Here is a 24425-nt window from a genome sequence, read left to right on the forward strand (position 1 = left end):
GTGCCACCGCGCGGAGTTGTCGTCTGCTCGTTCGACTGCTCCTGAATTCAGGTGCGCCGACTCCGTACTCCTGATTTCAGGCGCGCGAAGAGCTGCTCCTCCTGAACGCGGGCCGCAGACGCGAGCATGCGCCTGAATCCGCGCGCGATGCTCCTGTGTTGAGCGGGGCCGGCGCCGGATCCTGAATTCCTGCCAGCCGGGGCTCCTCAATACAGGCGCGGCCCTCGAGAGCAGGCATCTGACCCCCGATCGGGCACACAGGAATCACACACTTGTCATTACCCAGCCGCATCAGCCATACTTCACGAAGTACCACGTTTGTTCCACTCACAGGTCGATGGGGAAGTCGCACCTAATCGAGTGGAGAAAACTGTGGCTGAAATAACCAACACCGCGGTGACGCGTGGCGTGCTCTTCGTCCACTCGTCGCCCAGAGCTTTGAGCCCGCATGTCGAGTGGGCTGCTGGTCGCGCCCTTGGCACGGCTGTCAACTTCTCGTGGGGCGAGCAGCCCGTGCTCAAGGGTGCCCTGCGCGCCGAGTTCTTCTGGGAGGGTCCGGTAGGCACCGGAGCCCAGATCGCCTCTGCCCTGCGTGGCTGGGAGCACCTCCGCTACGAGGTGACCGAAGACCCGTCGAGCCACGCCGACGGCGGTCGCTGGATGCACACGCCCGACCTCGGCGTCTTCTTCGCACAGACCGACTCGGCCGGCAACACGGTCATCCCCGAAGATCGCATTCGCTACGCGATGGAGATCGCAGGATCCAACACGCTCGAGTTGCACCGCGAGTTGCGTCTCGCCCTCGGCCAGGCGTGGGATGACGAGCTCGAGCCGTTCCGCCACGCGAGCGAGGGCAACCCCGTCGTGTGGTTGCACAAGGTCGGCTGATTCGCACGGGCGTCGACTCTCCGCAAGCTGCTTCACGTGCCCTCCCGTTCGACATCGGGGAGGACGCAAGACGAAGGCCCGGCCACCCCGCGAGGTGGTCGGGCCTTCGTGCGCGTGCGGCTACGCCTGAGGCCAGCTCCGCAGCGCGATCACGGCGTTGTGGCCACCGAACCCGAACGACGTCGAGATCGCCACGATCTCGCCCTCGGCGGGGAGAGCCCGAGGCTCCGTCACGAGGTCGATGTCGATCTCGTCATCGGTCTGCGTCGTGTTGATCGTCGGGGGAGCGGTGCGGCTGCTCAACGCCTTCACGGTGAAGGCCGCCTCGATAGCACCCGCGCCACCGAGGAGGTGACCGGTCGACGCCTTGGTGGCCGAGATCGCGATGTTGGGCAGGTGGTCGCCGAAGACGCGGAGGAGAGCGTGGTATTCGGCGACGTCGCCCACGGGGGTCGAGGTCGCGTGCGCGTTGATGTGCACGACCTGCTCACGCTCGACGTCGGACGAGCTCAGCGCTTCGATGACGGCGCGCGCGGCCCCGGTGCCCTCGGGGTCGGGCGCGGTGATGTGGAAGGCGTCGCTCGTGACTCCGCCACCGAGCACCTCGGCGTAGATGCGGGCGCCGCGGGCGAGGGCGTGCTCTTCGGTCTCGAGGACGAGCGCTCCCGCTCCTTCGCCGAGCACGAAGCCGTCGCGCGTGACGTCGTAGGGGCGCGAGGCGGTCGCCGGGTCGTCGGCACGCGTCGACAGAGCGTGCATGGAGGCGAACGCGGCCAGGGGAAGCGGGTGGATCGCCGCTTCCGACCCGCCCGTGACGACGATGTCGGCGTGGCCGAGCTGCAGGTGCTCGTAGGCGTTCACGAGCGACTCGGTGCTCGACGCGCACGCGGAGAGCACCGTGCGGGCTCCGGCGCGCGCACCGAGATCCATCGACACGGCCGCTGCCGGGCCATTGGCCATCAGCATCGGAACCGTCATGGGCAGCACGCGGCGGGGACCCTTTTCGCGCAGGGTGTCCATGCCGTCGGTCAGAGTCCAGATGCCGCCGATGCCGGTCGCCCAGTCGACGAGCAGACGCTCTGGCACGACATCGGGGGACCCGGCGTCGACCCATGCCTCACGGGCGGCGATGAGTGCGTACTGGCTCGACGGGTCGAGTCGCTTCGTCTCTTGACGGGTGAGCACCTCGGACGGGTTGACTTTGATCTGACCTGCGAAGCGAACGGGGAGGTCGTACGCCTCGACCCAGTCGGCCTCGATGGTCGAGATGCCGCTCTCTTTGGCGAGCAGGGCTTCCCAGCTGGCAGTGAAAGTGCCGCCGAGGGGCGTCGTCGCGCCGATGCCGGTGACGACGATCTTTTTGGGGGTGCTTGTGGTCACAGTGGTCTCCTAAGTGGTCGGGATGCGGCGCACCCCGGAAACAGCGCTCGGCCCGCGTCGAGAGGACGCGGGCCGAGCAGAAGGACTCTTAGCCCTGCGCCTTGGTGATGAAGTTGACTGCATCGCCGACGGTCTTGAGGTTCTTGACCTCGTCGTCGGGGATCTTGACGTCGAACTTCTCTTCGGCGTTGACGACGATGGTCATCATCGAGATGGAGTCGATGTCGAGGTCGTCGGTGAACGACTTGTCCATCTCGACGGTGTCGGTGGCGATACCCGTCTCGTCGTTGACGAGCTCGGCCAGGCCGGCCAGGACTTCTTCGGTGGACTGTGCCATTGTTTCTCTCCTTGGGGGTGACGGTGTGACCGGGTAGATCTTATTGCACGGTTACCACGCGGGTGCACGGCGCGCGGAACCGGTTCGAGTGCCCCGCGGGTGCGAGGTGCTCGGGGGTCAGGGCAGAACGACCACCTGAGCGCCGAAAACGAGACCCGCACCGAAGCCGATCTGGAGTGCCAGACCGCCCGACAGCTCGGGGTGTTCGGCGAGAAGGCGATGCGTGGCCAGGGGAATGCTCGCGGCCGACGTGTTGCCGGTCGTCTCGATGTCACGGCCGATCACGACGGTTTCGGGCAGCTTGAGCTGCTTGGCGAACTCGTCGATGATGCGCATGTTCGCCTGGTGTGGCACGAAGGCGGCGAGGTCAGAGGCCTCGATGCCGGCCTTCTCGAGAGCCTGCTTGGCGACCTTGGCCATCTCCCAGACGGCCCAGCGGAACACGGTCTGGCCCTCCTGGCGAATGGTCGGCCAAGCGACCTCTCCCGCGCCCTCGCGGTATTCGCGCGTCGTGGCGGTCATCCCGATGGTCTCCCATTTCGACCCGTCGGAGCCCCAGACGGTAGGCGAGATTCCGGGGGTCTCGCTCGGCCCGACGACCGCCGCACCGGCGCCGTCGGCGAGCAGGAACGAGATCGAGCGGTCGGTCGGATCGATGACGTCGGAGAGCTTCTCGGCCCCCACGACGAGCACGTACTCGGCGATTCCCGACTTGATGAGCGCGTCTGCCTGGGCGATTCCGTAGGTGTAGCCGGCGCAGGCGGCGCTGATGTCGTACGCGGCGGCCGGGTTGGCACCGACTCGCTCGGCGAGCAGTGCCGCCATCGACGGCGTCGGCACCGTGTTGCTGATCGTTGCGACGAGCACGGCGCCGATCTTCGCCGGGTCGATGCCCGCCTTCTCGATGGCCTCCCGGGAGGCGGTCTCGGCGAGATCGATCGCGTCGATCTCTCGGCTCGCTCGCATGCGCGTGATCACGCCGGTGCGCTGCCGGATCCACTCGTCAGACGAGTTGATCGGCTCGATGATGTCGGCGTTGGGCACGACGACGTCGCCGCGGGCTGCGCCGAAGCTCAGGATCCGGGTGAACTGCCTCTGAGGATTCTGCAGCAGAGCGGGTGTCGGGTTGGTCATGCAGAAGCTCCCTCGAGCAGATCGACGGCGGCCTGGAGGTCGTCGGGTGAAGTAATGGCGACGGTCGGAAGCTTGCCGCCGTCGGGGGCGCGCAGTCCGCGCTTTGCCAGGCCCGTTAGGGCTCCAGCCGGAGCGAGTTCGATGAGGCCGGTGATACCGGCCGCCTGGAACGACTCCATGGTCTTGTCCCAGCGGACCGGGCTTGCGACCTGGCCCACGAGGAGGTCGAGGAACTCCCGGCCCCCGCCGATCTCGGCGCCGGAGGCGTTCGACCAGAGCCGGGTAGTGGGGTCGCTCGCCGAGACGCCCGCAGCCGCCACGCGGAGGGGCTCGACAGCCGTCGACATGAAGCGCGTGTGGAAGGCGCCGGCGACCTTGAGCGGGATGACCCGCGCCTTGGCCGGCGGCGCGTCGGCCAGGGCGGCGAGGGCGTCGAGGTCGCCGGCGACGACGATCTGGCCGCCACCGTTGAAGTTGGCGGGCTGGAGGCCCAGGTCGTCGAGCAGGGCGAGGAGTTCCGCCTCGTCGCATCCCAGCACGGCGCTCATGCCGGTGGGGGCCGCGGCCGCCGCTTCGGCCATCGCCCGAGCCCGAACGGTGACGAGAGACACGGCATCGGCCTCGGTGACGACACCGGCCAGGGCGGCGGCGGTCAACTCGCCGACGGAGTGCCCGGCCACGCCCGCGATGGCGCCGGGGGAGACGCGCTCGAAGAGAGCCCGAGCCGTGAGCAGCCCTGCGGCGACGATGAGGGGCTGAGCCACCGCGGTGTCGCGAATGGTCTCGGCGTCGGAAGTGGTGCCGTGGGCGACGAGATCGACGCCGGAGGCCTCGGAGAGCTGCTCGAGCTGCTCCTTGAGCGTCGGGTCGGTAATCCAGGAGGAGAGGAAGCCGGGGGTCTGCGAACCTTGCCCGGGGGCTACGAGAACGATCACCGGTCTATCCTGCCAATCATTCGCACCGGGGCGGTGTGGGGACTCGACCAAGAATCGGCGAAACCGTTGTGCGAAGTCGTCACACGGGAGGGTCGAATCACTTGGCGCCCGGTGCCTTGCGAGTCGACTTCGTCGGTGCATCCGGGTCGGCGATCGAGCCGAGGATGAGAGCCGACTGCAGAATGAGGGCTTCTCGCGCACCGGTGGCGTCCCAGCCGATCACGTCGGTGACGCGCTTGAGTCGATAGCGCACGGTGTTCGGGTGCACGAAGAGCTCGCGGGCCGTCGCCTCGAGCGATCGACCGTTGTCGAGATAGCACCAGAGGGTCGCCAGCAGTTCTGAGGAGTGCGCCTTGAGGGGCCGGTAGATGCGGTTGACGAGTGTCGACCGCGCCAAAGGGTCTCCGGCGAGGGCGCGCTCGGGAAGGAGGTCGTCGGCCTGCGCCGGCCGGGGCGCGTTGCGCCACGAGCGCGCGACCGCAAAGCCGGCGAGAGCGGCTTTGGCACTGCCCGACGCGTCGACGAGGCCGGGGACTTCGTGCCCGAGCACCAGGGGCCCGTCGCCGAACCCCGGTTCGAGGGCCAAAGCGATCTCGGTGAAGGTGGGGTGGTGCTTCGTCGAGCCCGCAGGACCCGACGCCACTGCCGGGGGAGTCGTGGCGGAGGAGGCCGGGCCGGGGGATCCTTCGCTCGCGTCGTCGGAGTCGGCGCGCCCGATCACGAGAACGAGGCGCGAGCCCTGCACCCCGATGAGCACGTCGGCGTCGAGGTGGCGCGCCGTCCGGCGCAGCACATCGACGTCGAGCATGCGGGGCGCCGTGCCGACGAGCACGGAGACGGCTCCATGGCCGTGCCAGCCCAGGGCCGCGATGCGCGACGGAAGCTCGTCGTCGTATTCGCCCGACAGGATCGAGTCGACGACGAGAGCTTCGAGCCGGGCGTCCCAGAGGCCACGAGCCTCGGCAGCTCGGGCGTACACGTCGGCCGCGGCGAAGGCGATCTCTCGCGAGTAGAGCAGGATCGCCTCGCGCAGGAAGCTGTCGCGATCTTGCACGCGGTCTTCGACCACTTCGCAGGTCACGCGGATCAGCTGGAGCGTCTGCTGCAGGCTGACGCTTCGGAGCAGCTCGCGCGGTGCCGCGCCGAAGACGTCGGCAGCTATCCAGGGCGTGGCCTTGGGGTCGTCGAACCAGCTGATGAACGACGTGATGCCCGCCTGTGCCACGAGGCCGACGGCGGAACGCCGCCCCGGTGGCATGGAGCCGTACCAGGGCAGCGTCTCGTCGAGCTTCTTGATGGTCGCCGTGGCGAACTCACCCGACACGGTGCGCAACCACGCCAGCGTCTTCTGCTTCGCCGCTGGGTCTTGAGTGCGCGAGGCGCTCACGACCGGATCAGCTCTCCCCGCCGGCGGAGCCGGAGGTTCCGGCCGTCACCTCGTGGAGCTGGTAGCGGTCGATCGCCTGCTGCACGACGCTCGGGTCGACCTCGCCGCGCTTGGCGAGAGCCTGCAGGGTGCGGACCACCATCGACGGGCCGTCGATCTTGAAGAAGCGACGGGCGGCGGGGCGAGTGTCGGAGAAACCGAAGCCGTCGGCACCGAGCGTGTAGTAGTCGCTCGGAACGAACTGACGGATCTGGTCTTGCACCGCGTGCATGAAGTCGGAGACCGCGATGACCGGGCCCTCGGTGCCCTCGAGCTTCTCGGTGACGTAGGCCTTCTTCGGCTCGTCGTTCGGGTAGAGGAAGTTGTGCTCGTCGGCGGCGAGGCCGTCGCGGCGCAGCTCGGTCCAGCTCGTGACGCTCCAGACGTCGGCCGCGACGTTCCAGTCTTCGGCGAGGAGCTGCTGCGCCTCGAGAGCCCACGGCACACCGACACCCGACGCGAGAAGCTGGGCACGGGGGCCGAGGTTCTCGGCCGACTTGATCCGGTGGATGCCCCGGGTGATCCCCTCGACGTCGACGCCCTCGGGCTCGGCCGGCTGCTGCATCGGCTCGTTGTAGACGGTGATGTAGTACATGACGTTGGGGTCGCTGTGCGTCGCTTTGCCCTCGTCGTCGGTGCCATACATGCGCTCGATGCCGGCCTTGACGATGTGGCCGATCTCGTATCCGTAGGCCGGGTCGTAGCTGACCACCGCGGGGTTGGTCGAAGCGAGCAACTGCGAGTGGCCGTCGGCGTGCTGGAGGCCTTCACCGGTCAGGGTCGTGCGACCCGCCGTCGCGCCGATGATGAAGCCGCGCGCCATCTGGTCGCCGGCCGCCCACATGGCGTCGCCCGTGCGCTGGAAGCCGAACATCGAGTAGAAGACGTAGACCGGGATGAGGGGCTCGCCCTGAGTCGAGTAGCTTGTGCCGGCCGCGGTGAACGCTGCGAACGCGCCCGCCTCGTTGATGCCGACGTGAATGATCTGCCCCTGCGGGCTCTCTTTGTAAGCGAGGAGCTGCTCACGGTCGACCGACGTGTAGGTCTGACCGTTGGGGTTGTAGATCTTAGACGTCGGGAAGTAGGCGTCCATGCCGAACGTGCGCGCCTCGTCGGGAATGATCGGCACGATGCGGTGACCGAAGTCGGGCGCACGGAGCAGGTCTTTCAGCAGGCGGGCGAAAGCCATCGTCGTGGCGATCTCTTGCTTGCCCGAGCCCTTCTTGACGATCGCGTACGACTTCTCTTCGGGCACTGGGATCTGCGTGTATTTGCTGCGCCGCTCGGGGATGTACCCGCCGAGTTCGCGGCGACGCGCCTGCAGGTATTCGATCGCCTCGTCGTTCTGACCGGGGTGGTAGTACGGCGGGAGGTAGGGGTTCTCTTCGAGCGTCGCGTCGGAGATCGGGATGCTCATCTCGTCGCGGAACGCCTTCAGCCCGTCGAGGGTCAGCTTCTTCATCTGGTGGGTCGCGTTGCGACCCTCGAACGACGGGCCGAGGCCGTAGCCCTTGACCGTTTTCGCGAGGATGACCGTCGGCTGGCCCTTGTGCTCGACCGCTGCCTTGTAGGCCGCGTAGACCTTGCGGTAGTCGTGGCCACCGCGCTTGAGGTGCCAGACGTCGTCGTCGGAGTAGTTCTTGACCAGCTCGAGGGCCTTCGGGTCGCGTCCGAAGAAGTTCTCGCGGACGTAGGCACCCGACTCGGCCTTGTAGGTCTGGTAGTCGCCGTCGGGCGTGCGGTTCATGAGGTTGAGCAACGCGCCGTCGTCGTCGCGCGACAGCAGCTCGTCCCATTCGCGACCCCAGACGACCTTGATGACGTTCCATCCGGCCCCGCGGAAGAAGCTCTCGAGCTCCTGGATGATCTTGCCGTTACCGCGCACGGGGCCGTCGAGACGCTGCAGGTTGCAGTTGATCACGAAGTTGAGGTTGTCGAGCCCGTCGTTGGCAGCGACCTGCAGCTGCCCGCGGCTCTCGACCTCATCGAGCTCGCCATCGCCGAGGAACGCCCAGACCTGCTGGTCGGAGGCGTCTTTAATGCCGCGGTTGGTGAGGTATTTCGCCTGCTGCGCCTGGTAGATCGCGTTGATCGGGCCGAGACCCATAGACACGGTCGGGAACTGCCAGTAATCGGGCATGAGGCGCGGGTGCGGGTACGACGACAAGCCGCCGTCGCCGTGCGACTTCTCTTGGCGGAAGCCGTCGAGAGCGTGCTCGTCGAGGCGACCCTCGAGGAACGAGCGGGCGTACATACCGGGGGAGGCGTGGCCCTGGAAGAAGATCTGGTCGCCACCACCCGGAGCACCCTGTGCACGGAAGAAGTGGTTGTAGCCGACCTCGTACAGCGCGGCCGAAGAGGCGTAGGTCGAGATGTGGCCGCCGACCGAGATACCGGGCCGCTGAGCGCGGTGCACGGTGATCGCCGCATTCCAGCGGATCCACTTGCGGTAGCGACGCTCGAGGTCTTCGTCGCCGGGGAACGCGGGCTCGTTCTCGACGGCGATCGTGTTGATGTAGTCGGTGGTAGGCACCATCGGCACGTTGACGTGCAGGTCGCGCGACCTCGACAGGAGACTGAGCATGATCTCGCGAGCCCGCTCGTGGCCGTGAGTCGCGACGAGACCGTCGAGCGACTCCTTCCACTCCGCGGTCTCTTCGGGATCCCGATCGAAATCGTCGACCGAATAGGGATCCTGACCGTTTACCGACACCCTTGACCTCGTTCTTTTGTGGGGAACATGATGCTTTTTTACCCCGGGCCACATGAAAAGCCACAGAGCTGCCGGTACTTCGTCGTCCAGGGGTGAGGACGGGAGGATCCCGACCCGACCACTCTAGTGACCCGCGCCGTCAGTGCTTCTCAGCCACGTCGGATCCTCGGCCACTTGCTTTGCGGGGCACCGGGCGTAGTGTTGTCGCTCGTGCCGCGGCCCCACCGGGTCCGGCCTCGTGAACACACCGCGCAAGCCGCGGCGCGAAAGGAAGCGCGACATGGCTCTGGAGAACGACATCCAGGCACCGGACTTCGATCTGCCGAACCAGTTCGGCGAGCACATCCGGCTGTCGGAGTTCCGCGGGGTCAAACCCGTCGCCCTCGTCTTCTTCCCCCTCGCCTTCTCGAGCACCTGCACCACCGAGCTGTGCCAGCTCCGCGACAACATCGGTCTCTTTCAAGACCACCGGGTCGAGCTGATCGGCATCTCCGTCGACTCCAAGGCGACCCTGCGCTCATTCGCCGAGGCCGAGGGCTACGAATTCAACCTCCTCGCCGACTTCTGGCCCCATGGCGAAGTCGCCAAGGAATACGGCGTCTTCTTGGAGCACAAGGGCTTCGCCAACCGCGCGACCTTCTTGATCGACATCGACGGCGTCATCCAGGAGCAGTTCGTGACCGCTCCCGGGCAGGCGCGAGACATGGCCGACTACCGCGCCTCGCTCGACGCTCTGGTGCCCGTAGCCGTCTGAGGCTTGCTGCCCCGCGGGAAAACGCGACCTCGCGCAAATCGGCCACCGTCACATCGCCGTGGCGCGCGACATCGGCCGATCCGCGCGAGTTCGTCGAATTCGTTCCGCTAGCATTGACGCACGCTCGTCGTCGCGACGCAGCGGGCCTTTAGCTCAGTTGGTAGAGCGCCACGTTTACACCGTGGATGTCATCGGTTCGAGCCCGGTAGGGCCCACCTCAACACAGTCAAGCGGGCCGCGCAGCACCGCTCCCACACCTGGCATAGTCGAGTCATGTGGTGGAAGCGAGCAGCTGACGGTCTCGTCGTTCCTGGAGTCCCTTTGGAGCCGGGTCGGCCGACGTCGCCCTCCAAGGCTGACAAAGTCTTTTACCGGGGCGGCAGGTACGCGCTGTCCTGGGCGGCAGAGCGCGAGACTCCCGACGACACGCGCGCCATCGTGTATTCCGAGTGGCGTGGACGAATGAGATTCATCACCCAAGAGACGGGTCGAAAACCAGAAGTCCTGGTTCCGCGTCCTGAGCTGTGGGACGGCGTCGTCCCCGTCGCCCTGCGGGGACGCGCTGCTGAAGTAATCCAGCGCCTCCGCGAGCATTCCGGTCACGAGGTCAGGTACGGTCCCGACCGCGCCTACCCGATTCCGGAGCGACGTGACGTCAACTCGACGGAGGCGACTCGCGACTCCTGCCCGGTCTGCGATACCGACGTAGTCGCACCACGGCGGCCAAATGACCTTCGACCCGGCATGACCTATCTCGACATGGAAGCCGCAGACCAGGCCATCCGCGCACGCGTCGCCGATGGCCGGTTCGAAGTCATCCGCGCCGCCTACGCCATCGACGACATCGTCGCAGCGGTGATCGAACGGGGCGTCTACTCCTCGGTGGCGTTTCTTCACTGCAGCGCCTCTGACGAGACCATCTTCTGGGGCCTGTCGTCGTACGGAGATCCGATCTACGACCACAAACCGTCCGGCGCCCCCTTCACCTGGCCCTGGGACCCCGGCGAGCCGCGCATCGACAATGCACCGTGGGGCCCGTGAGCGCAGCGCGCCGCAGAAGACCTCCTCTCATCAGACTCGCCGCCTAGGCTCGACCCCGTGCCGAGCATCGCAGCCCGAGGGGTCGCCGTCCTCCTCCGCGTCGTCCGGGCCAATGCCACGTTCGTCGACGCCGACAAAGCACGCGCCCACATCGAAGACCGAAGGATCCGCCCGCAACCTTTTGCCCCACCGGCGCGGCTTCGGGGTGTGCACGTCGCTCTCGACCGCCGCAGCGGGTGGCCGATCTACACGGTCACACCGAGCGGGTCGCATTCGCCCGGCTCGACGCCCGGCGCAGGCCCTCGTGCCGGCGTCGTCTACCTGCACGGTGGAGCCTGGGTCAACGAGATCGTCACCCAGCACTGGACTCTGATCGCGCAGATCGCCCGCGAGGCCGACGTCGAGGTCACCGTGCCGATCTACCCGTTGGCGCCGTTCGGCACCGCCGGCGAGGTCGTCGAGCAGGTCACTCGCATCGCCCTCGATGTCCACGGACGCCTTGGGGGAGTGGTTCTCGCCGGAGACTCGGCCGGAGGGCAGATCGCGCTCTCTGCCGCGCTCCTCCTGCAGGCCGATCACGGTGTCGCCCCGGCGCGGACGATCCTCATCTCGCCGGCCCTCGACCTCTCCTTCACGAACCCCGGCATCCCCGTCGTGCAGCCGAACGACCCGTGGCTCGCTCGACCGGGCGGCATCGTCTATGCCGACCTCTGGCGCGGCGAGCTCCCGGTCGACGACCTCCGGGTGAGCCCGCTTTCGGGCGACCTGGCCGCGGTCGGCCCGATCACGATGTTCAGCGGTACCCACGACATCCTCAATCCCGACGCTCGCCTGCTCGCCGAGCGAGCCGAGGCTCTCGGCGCCGATCTCACCTACTTCGAAGCTCCCCAGCAGGTGCACGTGTATCCGCTCCTTCCGACCCCAGAGGGTCGAGCTGCACGCCGCACACTCGTCGAGCAGGTCACGGGCAGTCTCGCGCCGCGTCGCTAATCGTTTTACGCATCGCTCACCGAATAATCAGTCAGCAATGCGTAAAACGGTGAGCGACACCGGCGTTCTCTCGGCGCCTCACCGAAAAAGTCCGATCAACCTGTTTCCCTTTGCCACCCCGGTACGCTCTACTCGTGCCAACCCAGGAGAGAGCCCTCGCGACACGGGCAGCAGTGATCCAGGGCGCCGCCACCGTCTTCAACGCCCGCGGTTACGCAAACGCGTCGCTCGACCTCATCGCCGACGAGGCGGGTGTCACGCGGGGAGCGATGTACTTCCACTTCCACTCCAAAGACGAGATCGCTAACGCCGTCATCGACGAGCAGCACAGGGTCGCTCGCGTGGCCGCCGGCAAAGCACTAGCCGAGGCCGAGAGCGCTATGGAGGGGATGCTGCGCATGTGCGCGAGCCTCGCGCACCAGCTGACCAGCGAGACCATCGTGAGCGCCGGCATCCGTCTGACCACCGATGGCACCGCGTCGGAGCTCTCGGCAGAGAACCCCTACCTCGAGTGGATGGACTCGTTCGAGACCCTCGTCACCCTCGGCCAGGAGCAGGGCGACCTCTTCGAGCATCTCGACCCGCGTCGAGTGGCCGAATACATCATCCCGAGCTACACCGGAGTGCAGCTCGTCTCCGACACCCTGCGACAGCGACGCGATCTGCTCGACCGGATTCGCGATATGTGGGAGTTGCTACTCCCCGCCCTGGTCCGTCCGGAGCGGATGGAATCTGCGCGACACCTGTTATCGATCGTCTTATCTCGCTGATAATCAAGGTTCGGGTGGCTAAAACAATCCGACCGGCCCGGTTTGTAACAGTTCGATGAACTCGTTGCAAACCTATGGATTCCGGGCGCCCGAACCTCTAAGTTCGGGTTTGGGGACGACGCCCCTCTTTCTCTGAGCGGAAAGAAGGCGTCGCCACGCGGCGTGGCAGCAGTTGAGCTGAGGGCTCGAGCTGTCGCAATGCTTCGATCCGATTCGGCGGATCGAATGGAGCGAGGATCAGGCTCCACTCGAAAGAGCAGGATCCGAGACCACACGAGGTCTCGGATCCTGCTCTCTGTCGTTTATCGAGCCGCAATCGGCAGATCAGCCGACGAACAGCCTGGTGCCCCAGCTCGTCGAGCTTCCGAAGGCCTTACGGGCGGCGAACGAGGTGGCGGCCTTGCCGGTTCCGGGGAACAGGTAGGTCTTGCCCGAGGTGCCGACACCGATCAGATCGGCTTTGCCGTCTCCGGTGATGTCACCCGGGGTGAAGAGACGCTTGTAGCTGTTCCAGCCGGAGCTCGCCAGGGTCGCGCCACGAAGGCTGCCGCTCGAGGGGGTGTGCGTGTACAGAGCGAGTCGGCCGGCGGAGTCGCGCGCGAGCAGATCGGCGTTTCCGTCTCCGGTGAAGTCACCGGCGCCCACGAGCGCGGTCTTGGAGTTCCAGCCCGAGCCGAACTGCACGCGGCCCTTGAAGGTGCCGTTGCCCGCGCCGAGGTAGGCCCAGAGCACGCCGACCTTATCGACCGCGACGAGGTCGGCGATGCCGTCGCCGTTGAAGTCACCGGCGGAGGTGATGTTCGACAGGGCGCTCCAGCCCTTGGCGGCGGTCACGCGAGTGCCGAGTTTGCCCGTGGCGCCGATCGGGAAGTAGTACAGCGTGCCCGATGACGACCGCGCGTAGAGGCCGGCATACCCCGACGACTTGATTTTGCCGACCGCCGCGAAGGCGTTGTACGACTTCAGGCCGGAACCCATCGCGACACTCGACGACGAGAGGAGGTACCCTTTCGCGTTGCCCTTGTAGAAGTAGGCCCCGCCGGCCGACGAGACCACGAGCAGGTCGTTCTTCTTATCGCCGTTGAAGTCGTGCAAGCGTGGCGCGGTGCTCGTGCCGTGGCCGTAGGTGGGGTCGGCGAGGAGGTGGAGCGACGTGAGGGTGCCGTTGTAGACGTCCTGGTCGTAGTCGGTGCCGCCGTTGCCCGCGGTGTTCTTCCCCTCGCGCCACTGCCACATGGTCCAGGTCGCCCAGCTTGATGGGATGGCCCCGACTGTGGAGTCGTAGCTGGCCTGCCAGAGGGCGGTTCCGGCGAACGTTTTCGTCGAGTTGCCGACGCACTCCGTCCAGAAATCGCGCGAGGTGTAGATGATCGGGGTGCGGCCGACCTTCGCCGTGACCTCGGCCAAATACGACTTGATCCACGATTGGAGCTGCGTAGGCGTCATGCCGAAGCAGGCGTTGATCGTCGTCTGCTGATTGTTCTTCTCGATGTCGAGGACCGGAGGCAACGTCTGGCCCCCAGCAGACCAGAGCTTGCCCTGGGCGGTGTCAGACGCCTTTGATGCGAAATAGTCGGCCTGCGTGAGCGCGTTCTTCGTCAGGTTCGTCGAGGGCAGGTTGGGAGCGGCGAGGTGGTACGCACCTCGAATAAGGCCCGCGTTGTACGCGCCGTTCCACTGATCGGCGAACGCCTCGTTCGTCACCTTGTAGCCGCCGCTCGCCTTAATGAGCGCGAACTGCACACCGGCGGCCTTCTGTGCGGCCCAGTTGACGTCGGGATTGCCCTGAAAGTGGCTCTGCCACTCCGAGACATCGATGCCCTTCGGAAAGCTGGACGACGGCGCAGCCACCGCCGCCGAAGCCCCGGCGACAGCCACGAGAGCCGACACGGTAACGGTGGCGAGGCCGACGGCGACCCGGCGACGGATGGAACGGTGCATGCGCTTCCCCCTCGGAAGACGATCTGAACAAGCCTTTGCCGACGCACGCTGACAGGCGCACTTGCAATCGGCGCTCTCACCCTAAGCGCTCACCCCCATCACCCGCACTAGTCACTTACAGCCTCTCAGCCCGTCGGTAGCCGGGTGAGTGTCCGCTATCTGCTGATGAATCGGGCCGGGTATCAGCAGATCGAGGACAGTGACGAACACTCACGGGGGAGTGAGACGAGAGTGCGCGGCGCGTCATGACAAATACCGACATGTGAGCGCATATCATTCCGCCATGGAACACCAGCGCGAGTCGAGCAGTTTAGGGGCGGTGACAGCCATCATGGAGGCCGACGAACGCCCCGCCGAGACTCCTCAGACCGACGATATCCCCACCGTGAGCGCAACCTCCGAGACCGCAGTCATCGGGGGCTCAGTCATCACCAGCCCGGTCACCGAGAGCCCAGCTACCGACGACTCGCTCGCAGCTCCGAACGACCTCGACGACTTCCCCGAAGACACCCTCGTTCCCGAGCCGGTCGAGCGCAGCTTTCCCCAGCCTCCCGAGCGCGGCTCGCTGGAAGACGAACACCTCGTCCCTCTCGTCGGACGCCACACCGACGACACCGCGACGATCGACCTGATCGGCATCTTGCAGGCGCAGATGCAGCTCCGCGCCACCGAAGCCGCGCGCTTTGCCGCATGGGAGGCCGAGATCCGCCGGATCGGCACCGACGAGGCTCTCGAAGAGCTCGAGAAGACCCGCTTGCACTTCACCGGCGTGATTCCAATTCAGAGCGGCCCGCCCCTCATCTCCGTCGACCGCACGCCGCCTCCCACCACAGAGCCCAAGTCGGCCGAGCTCGATGCACACGCGAGCGCGAACGTGGGCGCAGGCAAGAACGCAGACCCGCGCGCTGACAAAGACGCCGGCGCCGCTGAGCTCGTCACGGTCGACCAGACCCCCACGGGCGAAGGACTCGTTCCGCTCCGACTCCGCAAGACGGCCGCAGAGCCCCCTGTCGTGACCGCCGGTGACATCCCCGCGGTCGACGACGCGTCGAGGAATGTTCACGCGGAGCGCGCCCGCCTCGCCGACGAAGAACTCCTCGAGCACGGAACCCCCACGTCACCCGGCCAGCCCAGCGCTGAGGCGGGCGTTCCCGCCCGGGCGAGCACCAGGATCCTGGTCGCCTCGCTTTCCGCCCTCGCGGTCGTCGTCGTGATCGCAGCCGTCCTCGTCAACGCCACCGGTGCACCGGTCACCCCCTCCGCCGCGCTCGGGGCGATCGCCGTTCCGGCCGCGGCCTGGATCGGCATCGTCCTGGGCCGCATCGCGCTCCGCTCCCGGGCGGCCGCGGGCAGCGTGTCGAACCGCTCGTCCGGCCTGGCCCTCGCTCTCGCGGTCATCGTCGGCGTCGTCATCGGCGAAGGACTTATTCGAACCACGTCGTCCGCCTTCGCCTGGCAGGGGTACCTCCTGTCGCTGGTGCAGGTGCACGGCGTGCCCCGCGAGCTCTCCGTCGTCGGGGGTCTCGCAGCGGCGCTTGTGCTGGCATTCGTGATCGTCGTTGCTGTCGACGGTCGCAAGGGCCCGGCCGGCGACCGATCGGCCAGCGCGCCCGACGGCTCGGCTAACGATTCCCCAGGCTCGACCGCCGCCCGAGCCTGAATCGCCGGTCGACTAAGCTTGACCGGTGGTCACACTCGAAGTCGTCGGCGCAGCCGTCGAAGCACTCTGGCCCCTCTCGGGAGCCTCTGGCTGGGATTCCCCGGGGCTCGTCTCTGGTGATCCGACCGCGACTGTGGGCCGCATTCACCTCGCCGTCGACGCGGTGCTCGATACCGCCGACGAGGCGCTCGAGGTCGGCGCCGATCTGCTGCTCGTCCACCACCCGCTGCTGTTCCACGGTGTGACGAGCGTCGCCGAGTCCACGACCAAGGGCGCTGTGCTCGCTCGACTCATTCGCGGATCCTGCGCACTTCTTGCTGCCCACACCAATGCCGACGTCGTCGAGACCGGCACATCGCGAGCGATCGCAGCCCGATTGGGCCTCGTCGATCAAGCTCCGCTCGAGACGTCGTCTGGCGATTCCACCGGCACGACCGGGCTCGGCATCGTCGGGCGCCTGCCGCAGCCCGTCACACTCGTCGCCCTCGCCCGAGCCCTCGCCGACATCCTGCCGCCGGTCGCCGGGGGAGTCCGCGTGGCCGGGGCCTCCGACCGGGTCATCCAGACCGTCGCCCTGTGCGGGGGTGCGGGCGACTCCCTTCTCGACAACCCGTCCGTCGTGGGCGCCGACGTCTACATCACCAGCGACCTCCGCCACCACCCGGCCTCCGACGCGCGCGACCGCATGCTTCTCGGGCAGGGCCCGGCGCTCGTCGACGTGTCGCACTGGGCCAGCGAATGGCTCTGGCTCGACACGGCGGCGGCAGAGCTGCGCGCCGCCCTTCCCGGCGTCGAGGTCTCCGTCTCGGAGCTCCGCACCGACCCCTGGGATTTCGCCGTCCTCCAGTGAAACCGGCCCTTTCCGCTTTCCGCACCGAACGCAAGTGAGACTCAATGCCCCAGAAAGCCAGCCCCGCCGACCAGGCGCTCCTGCTCGACCTGCAGCGCCTCGACACGACAGCGCAGCAGCTTGCCCACCGCGCTCGCCAGCTGCCCGAGAACGCCCAGCTCGCCGAATACGAGAAGCAGACAGCCGCCCTCCGCGTGCGCCTGACTTCCGAAGAAGCCGTCTTCGAGGCGGCTCGCCGCGAACTGACCCGCGTCGAATCCGACGTGACCGTCGTCGAGGCGCGAATCGCGAGAGATCGGGAACGACTCCAGTCGTCGTCAGCGCCCAAAGACATCCAGGCCCTCGAACAGGAGCTCACGGCACTCGCCTCACGGCAGAGCAACCTCGAAGACATCGAGCTGGAGGTGATGGATCGGGTCGAACAGACCAGCGCCGTCGTCGCCGGCACGCAGTCCGAACTCGACGCGATCGCCGCTTCGAAGACCGAGCTCGCCACCTCGCGCGAAGCGTCGCTCGCCCAGATCGAATCCGAGCGAGGCCACGCCATCGCCGACCGTGAGACGATCGCCGGCCGCATCCCCGCCGACCTCCTCGCCCTGTACGAGCGCCAGCGCGAGCGCTACGGAGTCGGAGCCTCTCACCTGCGTGCTCGGGTCTCGAGCGCCAGCGGCGTCGAACTCACCGGCAGCGACCTGGCGGCGGTCCGTTCCGCCGCCCCCGACGACGTGCTGCTCTGCCCCGACAGCCAGGCCGTCCTGGTGCGGACGGACGAGTCGGGCATCTGACCCGAGCCCACCCCGCTAGGCTTGTCTCGCGAATGGGTCGGCAAGACGGTCGCGTCGCGGAGCTCGCAAGGGCATCGCGCCGAGGAACGTCCGGGCTCCTCAGAGCAGGGCGGTGGGTAACACCCACCCGGGGCGACCCGCGAGACAGTGCAACAGAAAGTAGACCGCCACGGCGCCCTCTTCGGAGGCGCGACGGGGTAAGGGTGAAACGGTGGTGTAAGAGACCACCAGCGGTTCGGGTGACCGACCGGCTAGGTAAACCTCGCCCGGAGCAAGGTCAGACAGAGGGCGCATGAGACTGCTCGTCCAGCCCTCGGGTAGACCGCTAGAGCGCTGCGGCAACGTAGAGCCAAGATAGATGGCCGTCCATGCCTCACCGGTTGCGCAAGCGGCCGCGAGGCAAGACAGAACCCGGCGTACCAGCCGGCCCATTCGCCCACGACCGAAACAGGCGAAGGATCCAGCAGCCCGTTGCCGGGGTGCCGGATCCTTCGCCTGTTATCGTTCTGCCGCTCCTGCGAGCGACGGCCCGAAACGACTGCCCTAGAAGGACGGCTTCGACTCGGCTGCCAGGGCCGCGGCCCCGAGGATGCCCGCGTTGTTGCGCAGCTTCGCCGGCACGATCTCGGCGCGCAAATCGAGGAGCGGCAAGAATTCGTCGTAATGCTTCGACACGCCACCACCGACGATGATCAACCGGGGGTAGAGCAGCGCCTCGAGGCGGGAGTAGTACTTCTGGAGGCGCTTGGCCCAGTGCTTCCAGCTGAGGTCGTCGCGCTCCTTGGCGGCGAACGAGGCCTTCGTCTCGTAGTCTTTGCCCTCGATCTCGAGGTGGCCGAGCTCGGCGTTGACGATGAGGACACCGTCGTGGATGAGTGCGGTGCCGATACCGGTGCCGAGGGTGGTCATGATGACGAGACCTGCGACGCCCTTCGCGGCACCGAACTGCGACTCGGCGTACCCAGCGGCGTCGGCGTCGTTGACGAAGTGGATCGGCTTTCCGAGGGTCGATTCGAAGAGCTTCTCGGCCTCGAAGTCGATCCACTTCTTCGAGACGTTGGCAGCCGAGAGGGTCTTGCCGTCCATGATGGCGGCGGGAAAGCACACGCCGACGTGCAGTTCAGTTGCGTCGTCGCCGAGCTCTTCGATGATCTCTTTGACGACGGCGACGATGGCATCCGGTTCGCCGCCCGCCGGGGTCGGCTTCTTGATGCGATCGGTGACGAGCTCGCCCGACTCGACATCGACGATGGCGCCTTTGATGCCGGTACCGCCGATGTCGATGCCCACTGCCTTGGTGGTCATGGGGAACTGCCTTTCTAAAGGGGAGGGGTGGAGTGTCTAGTAGGTGGTGAGGACTTCGGCGCCGCGCTCGGTGACGACCATGGTGTGCTCGAACTGGGCGGTGAGAGAGAAGTCGCGGGTGGTGACCGTCCAGTCGTCGGCCCAGATGTCGGCGTCGACACCGCCGAGCGTGAGCATGGGCTCGATCGTGAACACCATCCCGACCTCCATGACGTCGTCGAACTGCGGCGCGTCGTAGTGGGGAATGATGAGGCCGGAGTGGAACGCGCGGCCGACGCCGTGGCCGGTGTAGTCGCGGACGACCCCGTAGCCGAAGCGCTTGGCGTACATCTCGATCGCTCGACCGATCACGTTGACCTGGCGCCCCGGGGCGACGGCCTTGATGCCGCGGTTCAGAGCTTCGCGCGTGCGCTCGACGAGGTCGACGGTCGTCTGGGGCGCATCGCCGACGACGAACGTGCGGTTGGTGTCGCCGTGAACGCCGTTCTTGTACGCGGTGATGTCGATGTTGACGATGTCGCCGTCGAGCAGCACGGTGTCGTCGGGGATCCCGTGGCAGATGACCTCGTTCACCGACGTGCACACCGACTTCGGAAACCCCCGGTAGCCGAGGGTGGACGGGTAGGCGCCATGGCTGGTGACGTAGTCGTGCGCGATCACGTCGAGCTGCTCGGTGGTCACACCCGGTCGTATCGCCTCGCCTACGGCGGTGATGGCATCGGCGGCGATCCGGCTCGACTCGCGGATCAACTCGATGGTGGCCGCGTCGTAGACGTCACCGCCCGTGTAGTCCGCAGGAGCCGCCTTGCCGACGTACTCGGGACGAACGATCGACGAGGGGACCGGTCGCAGCGGCGAGATCCGGCCGGGGGTCAGATGACCGTGTGAGTCCCGGGGCATGCGTTCCAGCTTAGGGGTCAGCCGGCCTTGCCGGCGTACGGGCGACCGCGGTACCCGAGCGGCTGGAAGCGGCCCCGGCAGTTATCCCCAGGGGCAGACCGGTCTGGTTGCGCATACCAATATCAAATGCCAATATGGCCGAACTGTCCCCGCGTGAAAGGCTTCCATGCACCCCACAAGACCCCGCCGCACCGTCGCGGCCGTCGCTGCTGCCGCTGTCGTCACGGCGCTCGCTCTCCCCGCCGCGACGGCAGAGGCGAGCGCAGCGCCCCGAGACTTCCCCCTGCCCTTCGAGCAGAACTTCGCCGCCGGTGCCGCGGGCGGCACGCTGCTCGACGACGCGGCCGTCGACACAGGCTGGCTTCGACTCACGACCGACACTGCGCATCACAAGGGGTCGTGGATCACCGACGAGCCGTTCGACACCACCCTCGGCCTCGACATCACCTTCGACTACGGTATGTACGCCGACGCACTGGGCGGCGACGGTATTTCGTTCTTTCTCGCCGACGGTGACGCCCAGCTCGCCACCGGCGCTCACGGCGCAGGGCTCGGCTATTCCTGCATGTCGACGACCGCGAGCGTCGGCGACTGCACCATCCCCGGCGTGCCGGGCGGATATCTCGGCATCGGCTTCGACGAGTTCGGCAACTTCAGTCTGCCCCTCAACAACTCGGGCCCGGGCAGGGCACCGAGCTCGATCGCAGTCCGCGGATCGGGCGACGGTCTCGTCGGCTACCCCTATCAACTCGGCGCCCCGGCACCCGGCGGTTCGCTGATGACGGCAGACCGGGCCGGCGCACGCTCGGCACGCATCCGCATCCAGCCCGCGGGCAAGGCGGTCAGGTTCACCGTCCAGACCAACCGTGGTGGCGACACTCCCCTCGAAACCGTCTTCGACGACGTCGACGTCAACACCTGGTCGGGCCAGGCGAGCCTGCCGCCCACGCTCCGTCTCGGTTTCGCGGCATCCACCGGCACGGCGAAAAACCTTCACGAGATCGACAACTTGCGGGTGACCGTCCCCGCCGACCTGGCCATCTCCAAGACCGGGCCCGCCGAGGTTGTTCCCGGCCGGGCGGTCTCCTGGGAGGTCACGGCGACAAACCCGGGCGAGAATCCCGTGGCGAATGCCCTCGTACGCGATTCCGTCCCGTCGTCCGTGTCGGGGGTGACCTGGTCGTGCGCCGCCTCGGCTGGCTCCGCCTGTCATGAGGCGTCAGGATCCGGCAACACGCTTGCGACCCACACCGATCTTGCCCCTGGAGGCAGCGCCACTTACCGCCTGACGGGCACGGTCGATCCCGCAGCCACAGGCGTCCTCGACAACACCGCCACGGTCGAGGTGCCTGCCGACCGGAACGACGGCGATCTGTCGAACAACACCGCCACCGCGTCCACAGCCCTCACACCGCAGGCCGAGATCAGCACGACGAAGACGTACGCACTCCTCGACCAGACCGACGAGCTCGTCGCGCCCGGCGAAGACTTCACCTACACGATCACCGCCCAGAACGCAGGCCCCTCCAGCGCTCGCGCGATCGGTGCCACCGACGCGCTGCCCGCCGGTATCCACTTCGTGGCGTCCGACGATGGCTGCACGGCCACGGGCCAGAACGTGACCTGCTCGTCGGCCGAGACCCTCGCCGTCTCGGGCTCGAAGGCGTTCACCTTCACCGCCCGACTCGACGCCGACTACGTCGGCGACGGCTCCGACCTCGCAAACATCGGAGTGGCCACCTCACCCGACGATGCCGACGGAGGCACCCCCTCCGAGCCTGTCACCATCCCGGTGACAGATCCGCCGAAGGCCGAACTCACGACCGACAAGCGCGCTGTACTCGGCGGGGGCAAAGACACAGTCACACCGGGCGAGTCGCTCGACTACGTGCTGACGGCGACGAACCACGGCACGGCCCCGGCGACCGACGTCGGCATGGTCGACGACCTTCCGCACGACCTCACCTTCACCGCGGGCGACGACTGCACCGCCTCGGGGCAGCGGGTCACCTGCGCGTCCGACCGCACCCTCCGCCCGGGGGAGTCGACGAGCTTCCGCATCACGACCACGCTCGACCCGTCTTACGCCGGAGACGGAGCCGACCTCGGCAACATTGCGATCGCAACCTCTCCGAGCGATGCCGATGGGGCGGATCCTTCTCCTCAGGTGTTTATCCCCGTCGCTCAGGGCGAGGAGCCGTCCGGGCCCCCGTCATCGCCGAGCCCTGCGGCGGCCGCGGGTTCCGGGCCCGCATCCGGGCCGCGCGCACCGCTGCAGCTCGCCTTCACCGGATCGCAGGGGATCGCCGGAGTCGTCGCACTTGCCCTGGCTCTAGCGGCCGCGGGCGTGGGCCTGGTCGGCGCGTCTCGCCATCGGCGTCGCTCGTGACCGTGCTGCCGTGAGGGGGCTCGGCTGCGCGAGCTGGCCTGAGTGCGCCTGCGTGGGCATCCCGGTCCACCCGCGCCGGCCTGATTATCTCGACGAGAGCCGCCCGCGTCGGCACCCTGGCCGCCAACCGAAACGGCTCGGCGGCCAGGGGTAGGGTCAACCCATGGCTGACAGCGATCACGAATTCTGGTTCAACACGAAGACGCATCAGGTCGAGGAGGGCATGGTTTCGCCCGCCGTCGACCGGGCCGGGCCCTACGCCACCCGCGAAGAGGCCCAGCACGCGCTCGAGCGCATCAAGGCGAACAGCGAGAAGTGGGCCGCCGAAGAGGCCGCCGGCGACCGCTGAGCTGAACATAACGGTGGCCGCGCCCTCACAGCGGGTCGAGGCCACCTGAAACGGACTAAGCGACGTGCCGCGGCACGTCGCTTAGTCCGTTTGGCGTTTGCTAAAGCCCGGGCGCCGCCTACGGCGACGTCGGGCGGTACGTGATCGGCAGTCGGCGGTCGCGCCCGAAGGCCATGCCCGAGATCTTCGGCCCGATCGCACCCTGGCGGCGCTTCCACTCCGATCGATCGACGAGCTTCGTCACCTCCGCAACGATGTCGGCGTCGTACCCGAGCGCGACGACGTCGGCCGCCCCGAGAGCCTTCGTGATGTAGGCGTCGAGAATCCCATCGAGGATCTCGTACGGCGGCAGCGTGTCTTCGTCGACCTGGCCCGGGCGGAGTTCGGCCGACGGCGGCTTTGTGATGGAGTTCTCGGGGATCGGTCCCCGCAAGCCCTGCGCTTCGGCGTGCCGGTTGCGCCACTTCGCCAGCTCCCAGACCATCGTCTTCGGCACATCTTTGATCGGGGCGAAGCCGCCGACCGAGTCACCGTAGATGGTCGAGTAGCCGACCGAGAGTTCGGTTTTGTTGCCGGTCGTGAGCACGAGGTGGCCGTGCAGGTTCGAGAGACCCATCAGGATCAGCGCCCTCGCCCGGGCCTGCACGTTTTCGGCGGCGAGCCCGGTCAGTTTCAGCTGCCGCTCGAACGGGGCGACGAGATCGGCGATGGGTTCGGTGGAGTACTGCACCCCGATGCGCTCGGCGACGTCGTCGGCGTCGCTGCGGGAGTGGTCGGACGACCACTGCGACGGCATCGACACTCCGTAGACGCGATCGCCACCGATGGCGTCGGCCGCGATGGCCGCGCAGACGGCCGAGTCGATTCCGCCGGACAGGCCGAGGATCACCGACCTGAAGCCGTTCTTCTCGATGTAGTCGCGGGTGCCGACGACGAGGCCCTCCCACAGCTGCTGGAGGTCGTCGGGGAGCTCGGCGATGTCGGGCGCGACGGCGTCGAGCTGGCCGACGGGTCGCGTGTCGACATCGACGCTGCGGATGCCCGCCGGCATGGTGCGGCCGGTCGACTGCTCGGGGTCGAGATCGACGACGAGCAGGTGTTCTTTCCACTGCGGCGCCCGGGCGAGGATCGCGCCCGAGCCGTCGACCACGACGCTGTCGCCGTCGAAGAGCAGGTCGTCTTGACCGCCGACGATGTTCACGTAGGCGACGACGGTGTCGTTCTCGGTGGCGCGGTGGGTCACGAGGGGGAGGCGCACCTCGTCTTTGTCGGCGATCCAGGGGCTCGCGTTGATCACGAGAAGGAGGCCGGCGCCGGCCTCCATGACACGCCCGACCGGGCCGCCGTCACGCCAGAGGTCTTCGCAGATGATGACGGCGACGTCGACGCCTTTGAGACGGACGACGAGCAGTTCGTCGCCGGGAATGAAGACGCGGTATTCGTCGAAGACGGAGTAGTTCGGCAGGTGGTACTTGGCGGTGGTCGTCACGACACGCCCGCCCTGCAGCACACTGGCGCAGTTCTTGGCGATCGCCGTGGGGGCGTTCGACGTGTCGAGCAGTCGCGGTTCGAAGGGACCGTCAGGATGCCCGACGATGACGGCGAGGTCGCCGAGCCCCTCGGCCTGCAGCCGCTCGGCGAGCTGCTCGACCGCGTGTCTTGACGCTTTCAAGAAGCTGGGGCGCGACGCGAGGTCTTCGATCGGATAGCCGGTGAGGCTCATCTCACCGCTGGCGACGAGGTCGGCTCCCGCTGCTCGGGCCGCGCGAGCGGCTTCGACGATCTGGTCTGCGTTGCCCGCGAGATCCCCGACGACGGGGTTGGTCTGAGCGAGCGCCAAGCGGAGTCGGGGCATAGCCACTAGCCTACTAATGGCTT

General features: G+C 67.4%; 20 protein-coding genes, 1 tRNA gene and 1 other RNA gene. 12 read left to right on the forward strand and 10 right to left on the reverse strand.

The genetic code is table 11. From position 1 onward, the window contains the following. The first annotated feature begins 372 nt into the window (after nucleotides 1-372). The gene (locus VH571_RS04555; protein WP_233573134.1) at nucleotides 373-888 is read left to right on the forward strand and encodes a DUF3145 domain-containing protein; all 516 of its coding nucleotides are present in this window, start codon (nucleotides 373-375) and stop codon (nucleotides 886-888) included. 120 nt (nucleotides 889-1008) lie between these two features. Here VH571_RS04555 and VH571_RS04560 read toward each other — a convergent pair whose 3' ends face one another. The 6 genes from VH571_RS04560 to aceE form a co-directional block, all read right to left on the reverse strand. Beyond that, nucleotides 1009-2268 carry a beta-ketoacyl-[acyl-carrier-protein] synthase family protein gene (locus VH571_RS04560; protein WP_423263527.1) on the reverse strand — a complete coding sequence of 420 codons (1260 nt, stop codon included), beginning with the start codon at nucleotides 2266-2268 and terminating at the stop codon, nucleotides 1009-1011. Nucleotides 2269-2356: 88 nt separating this feature from the next. Continuing rightward, nucleotides 2357-2605 (reverse strand): acyl carrier protein, encoded by a 249-nt coding sequence (locus VH571_RS04565; RefSeq protein ID WP_055958210.1) that lies wholly within the window; start codon nucleotides 2603-2605, stop codon nucleotides 2357-2359. Between the two features lie 117 nt (nucleotides 2606-2722). After that, nucleotides 2723-3739 carry a beta-ketoacyl-ACP synthase III gene (locus VH571_RS04570; protein WP_423263528.1) on the reverse strand — a complete coding sequence of 339 codons (1017 nt, stop codon included), beginning with the start codon at nucleotides 3737-3739 and terminating at the stop codon, nucleotides 2723-2725. After that, the gene (locus VH571_RS04575; RefSeq protein WP_423263529.1) at nucleotides 3736-4674 is read right to left on the reverse strand and encodes an ACP S-malonyltransferase; all 939 of its coding nucleotides are present in this window, start codon (nucleotides 4672-4674) and stop codon (nucleotides 3736-3738) included. Before VH571_RS04575 ends, VH571_RS04570 begins: the two co-directional genes overlap by 4 nt. A gap of 97 nt (nucleotides 4675-4771) precedes the next feature. Continuing rightward, nucleotides 4772-6061, reverse strand: a complete 1290-nt coding sequence (locus tag VH571_RS04580) for a PucR family transcriptional regulator (protein ID WP_423263530.1) — start codon at nucleotides 6059-6061, stop codon at nucleotides 4772-4774. A 7-nt stretch (nucleotides 6062-6068) separates the two neighbouring features. Further along, complete coding sequence (gene aceE, locus VH571_RS04585; protein ID WP_423263531.1) at nucleotides 6069-8813, reverse strand: pyruvate dehydrogenase (acetyl-transferring), homodimeric type; 2745 nt, start codon at nucleotides 8811-8813, stop codon at nucleotides 6069-6071. Nucleotides 8814-9093: 280 nt separating this feature from the next. Between aceE and VH571_RS04590 the strand changes: the two genes are divergently transcribed. The 5 genes from VH571_RS04590 (at nucleotide 9094) to VH571_RS04610 (ending at nucleotide 12368) form a co-directional block, all read left to right on the forward strand. After that, the gene (locus tag VH571_RS04590) at nucleotides 9094-9567 is read left to right on the forward strand and encodes a peroxiredoxin (RefSeq protein WP_423263532.1); all 474 of its coding nucleotides are present in this window, start codon (nucleotides 9094-9096) and stop codon (nucleotides 9565-9567) included. 142 nt (nucleotides 9568-9709) lie between these two features. Then, nucleotides 9710-9782: transfer RNA gene (locus tag VH571_RS04595), tRNA-Val, on the forward strand. Nucleotides 9783-10029: 247 nt separating this feature from the next. Then, the gene (locus VH571_RS04600; RefSeq protein WP_423263533.1) at nucleotides 10030-10608 is read left to right on the forward strand and encodes a hypothetical protein; all 579 of its coding nucleotides are present in this window, start codon (nucleotides 10030-10032) and stop codon (nucleotides 10606-10608) included. 57 nt (nucleotides 10609-10665) lie between these two features. Then, nucleotides 10666-11598: an alpha/beta hydrolase fold domain-containing protein gene (locus tag VH571_RS04605; RefSeq protein WP_423263534.1), complete on the forward strand. Its 933-nt coding sequence runs from the start codon at nucleotides 10666-10668 to the stop codon at nucleotides 11596-11598. Between the two features lie 134 nt (nucleotides 11599-11732). Beyond that, a complete protein-coding gene (locus tag VH571_RS04610) occupies nucleotides 11733-12368 on the forward strand; it encodes a ScbR family autoregulator-binding transcription factor (protein WP_423263535.1) in 636 nt (211 codons plus the stop codon). A 324-nt stretch (nucleotides 12369-12692) separates the two neighbouring features. Here VH571_RS04610 and VH571_RS04615 read toward each other — a convergent pair whose 3' ends face one another. Continuing rightward, the gene (locus VH571_RS04615) at nucleotides 12693-14309 is read right to left on the reverse strand and encodes a GH25 family lysozyme (RefSeq protein WP_423263536.1); all 1617 of its coding nucleotides are present in this window, start codon (nucleotides 14307-14309) and stop codon (nucleotides 12693-12695) included. A gap of 283 nt (nucleotides 14310-14592) precedes the next feature. Here VH571_RS04615 and VH571_RS04620 point away from each other — a divergent pair, with 283 nt between their 5' ends. The 4 genes from VH571_RS04620 to rnpB all read left to right on the forward strand — a co-directional run bounded on the left by VH571_RS04620 (nucleotide 14593) and on the right by rnpB (nucleotide 18039). Beyond that, complete coding sequence (locus VH571_RS04620; protein WP_423263538.1) at nucleotides 14593-15969, forward strand: hypothetical protein; 1377 nt, start codon at nucleotides 14593-14595, stop codon at nucleotides 15967-15969. A 25-nt stretch (nucleotides 15970-15994) separates the two neighbouring features. After that, nucleotides 15995-16819, forward strand: coding sequence for a Nif3-like dinuclear metal center hexameric protein (locus VH571_RS04625; RefSeq protein WP_423263539.1), 825 nt, complete (start codon nucleotides 15995-15997; stop codon nucleotides 16817-16819). A 44-nt stretch (nucleotides 16820-16863) separates the two neighbouring features. Further along, nucleotides 16864-17604, forward strand: coding sequence for a zinc ribbon domain-containing protein (locus VH571_RS04630; RefSeq protein WP_055958175.1), 741 nt, complete (start codon nucleotides 16864-16866; stop codon nucleotides 17602-17604). Between the two features lie 33 nt (nucleotides 17605-17637). Then, nucleotides 17638-18039, forward strand: an RNA gene (gene rnpB, locus VH571_RS04635) — RNase P RNA component class A. Nucleotides 18040-18147: 108 nt separating this feature from the next. Here rnpB and ppgK read toward each other — a convergent pair. Next, nucleotides 18148-18909 (reverse strand): polyphosphate--glucose phosphotransferase, encoded by a 762-nt coding sequence (gene ppgK, locus VH571_RS04640; protein WP_055958172.1) that lies wholly within the window; start codon nucleotides 18907-18909, stop codon nucleotides 18148-18150. Between the two features lie 36 nt (nucleotides 18910-18945). Next, the gene (map, locus tag VH571_RS04645) at nucleotides 18946-19809 is read right to left on the reverse strand and encodes a type I methionyl aminopeptidase (protein ID WP_423263540.1); all 864 of its coding nucleotides are present in this window, start codon (nucleotides 19807-19809) and stop codon (nucleotides 18946-18948) included. A 166-nt stretch (nucleotides 19810-19975) separates the two neighbouring features. Between map and VH571_RS04650 the strand changes: the two genes are divergently transcribed. Together VH571_RS04650 and VH571_RS04655 are read left to right on the forward strand one after the other, a co-directional pair. After that, the gene (locus tag VH571_RS04650; protein ID WP_423263541.1) at nucleotides 19976-22198 is read left to right on the forward strand and encodes a lectin-like domain-containing protein; all 2223 of its coding nucleotides are present in this window, start codon (nucleotides 19976-19978) and stop codon (nucleotides 22196-22198) included. Between the two features lie 163 nt (nucleotides 22199-22361). Continuing rightward, entirely contained in the window at nucleotides 22362-22547 is a 186-nt protein-coding gene (locus VH571_RS04655; protein WP_055958165.1) for an SPOR domain-containing protein, read from the forward strand. A gap of 118 nt (nucleotides 22548-22665) precedes the next feature. Here VH571_RS04655 and VH571_RS04660 read toward each other — a convergent pair whose 3' ends face one another. After that, nucleotides 22666-24402: an NAD+ synthase gene (locus tag VH571_RS04660; RefSeq protein ID WP_423263542.1), complete on the reverse strand. Its 1737-nt coding sequence runs from the start codon at nucleotides 24400-24402 to the stop codon at nucleotides 22666-22668. Nucleotides 24403-24425: the final 23 nt, after the last annotated feature.

It is taken from the genome of Frondihabitans sp. 4ASC-45 (assembly GCF_049472575.1).
GTDB lineage: Bacteria > Actinomycetota > Actinomycetes > Actinomycetales > Microbacteriaceae > Frondihabitans.

What these genes read in the sequence shown, in the direction of transcription:
- VH571_RS04565 (WP_055958210.1), bottom strand. Translation starts at nt 2,605, where the DNA reads ATGGCACAGTCCACCGAAGAAGTCCTGGCCGGCCTGGCCGAGCTCGTC.
- VH571_RS04570 (WP_423263528.1), bottom strand. Translation starts at nt 3,739, where the DNA reads ATGACCAACCCGACACCCGCTCTGCTGCAGAATCCTCAGAGGCAGTTC.
- VH571_RS04590 (WP_423263532.1), top strand. Translation starts at nt 9,094, where the DNA reads ATGGCTCTGGAGAACGACATCCAGGCACCGGACTTCGATCTGCCGAAC.
- VH571_RS04600 (WP_423263533.1), top strand. Translation starts at nt 10,030, where the DNA reads ATGAGATTCATCACCCAAGAGACGGGTCGAAAACCAGAAGTCCTGGTT.
- VH571_RS04615 (WP_423263536.1), bottom strand. Translation starts at nt 14,309, where the DNA reads ATGCACCGTTCCATCCGTCGCCGGGTCGCCGTCGGCCTCGCCACCGTT.
- VH571_RS04620 (WP_423263538.1), top strand. Translation starts at nt 14,593, where the DNA reads ATGGAACACCAGCGCGAGTCGAGCAGTTTAGGGGCGGTGACAGCCATC.
- VH571_RS04630 (WP_055958175.1), top strand. Translation starts at nt 16,864, where the DNA reads ATGCCCCAGAAAGCCAGCCCCGCCGACCAGGCGCTCCTGCTCGACCTG.
- ppgK (WP_055958172.1), bottom strand. Translation starts at nt 18,909, where the DNA reads ATGACCACCAAGGCAGTGGGCATCGACATCGGCGGTACCGGCATCAAA.
- map (WP_423263540.1), bottom strand. Translation starts at nt 19,809, where the DNA reads ATGCCCCGGGACTCACACGGTCATCTGACCCCCGGCCGGATCTCGCCG.
- VH571_RS04650 (WP_423263541.1), top strand. Translation starts at nt 19,976, where the DNA reads ATGCACCCCACAAGACCCCGCCGCACCGTCGCGGCCGTCGCTGCTGCC.
- VH571_RS04655 (WP_055958165.1), top strand. Translation starts at nt 22,362, where the DNA reads ATGGCTGACAGCGATCACGAATTCTGGTTCAACACGAAGACGCATCAG.
- VH571_RS04660 (WP_423263542.1), bottom strand. Translation starts at nt 24,402, where the DNA reads ATGCCCCGACTCCGCTTGGCGCTCGCTCAGACCAACCCCGTCGTCGGG.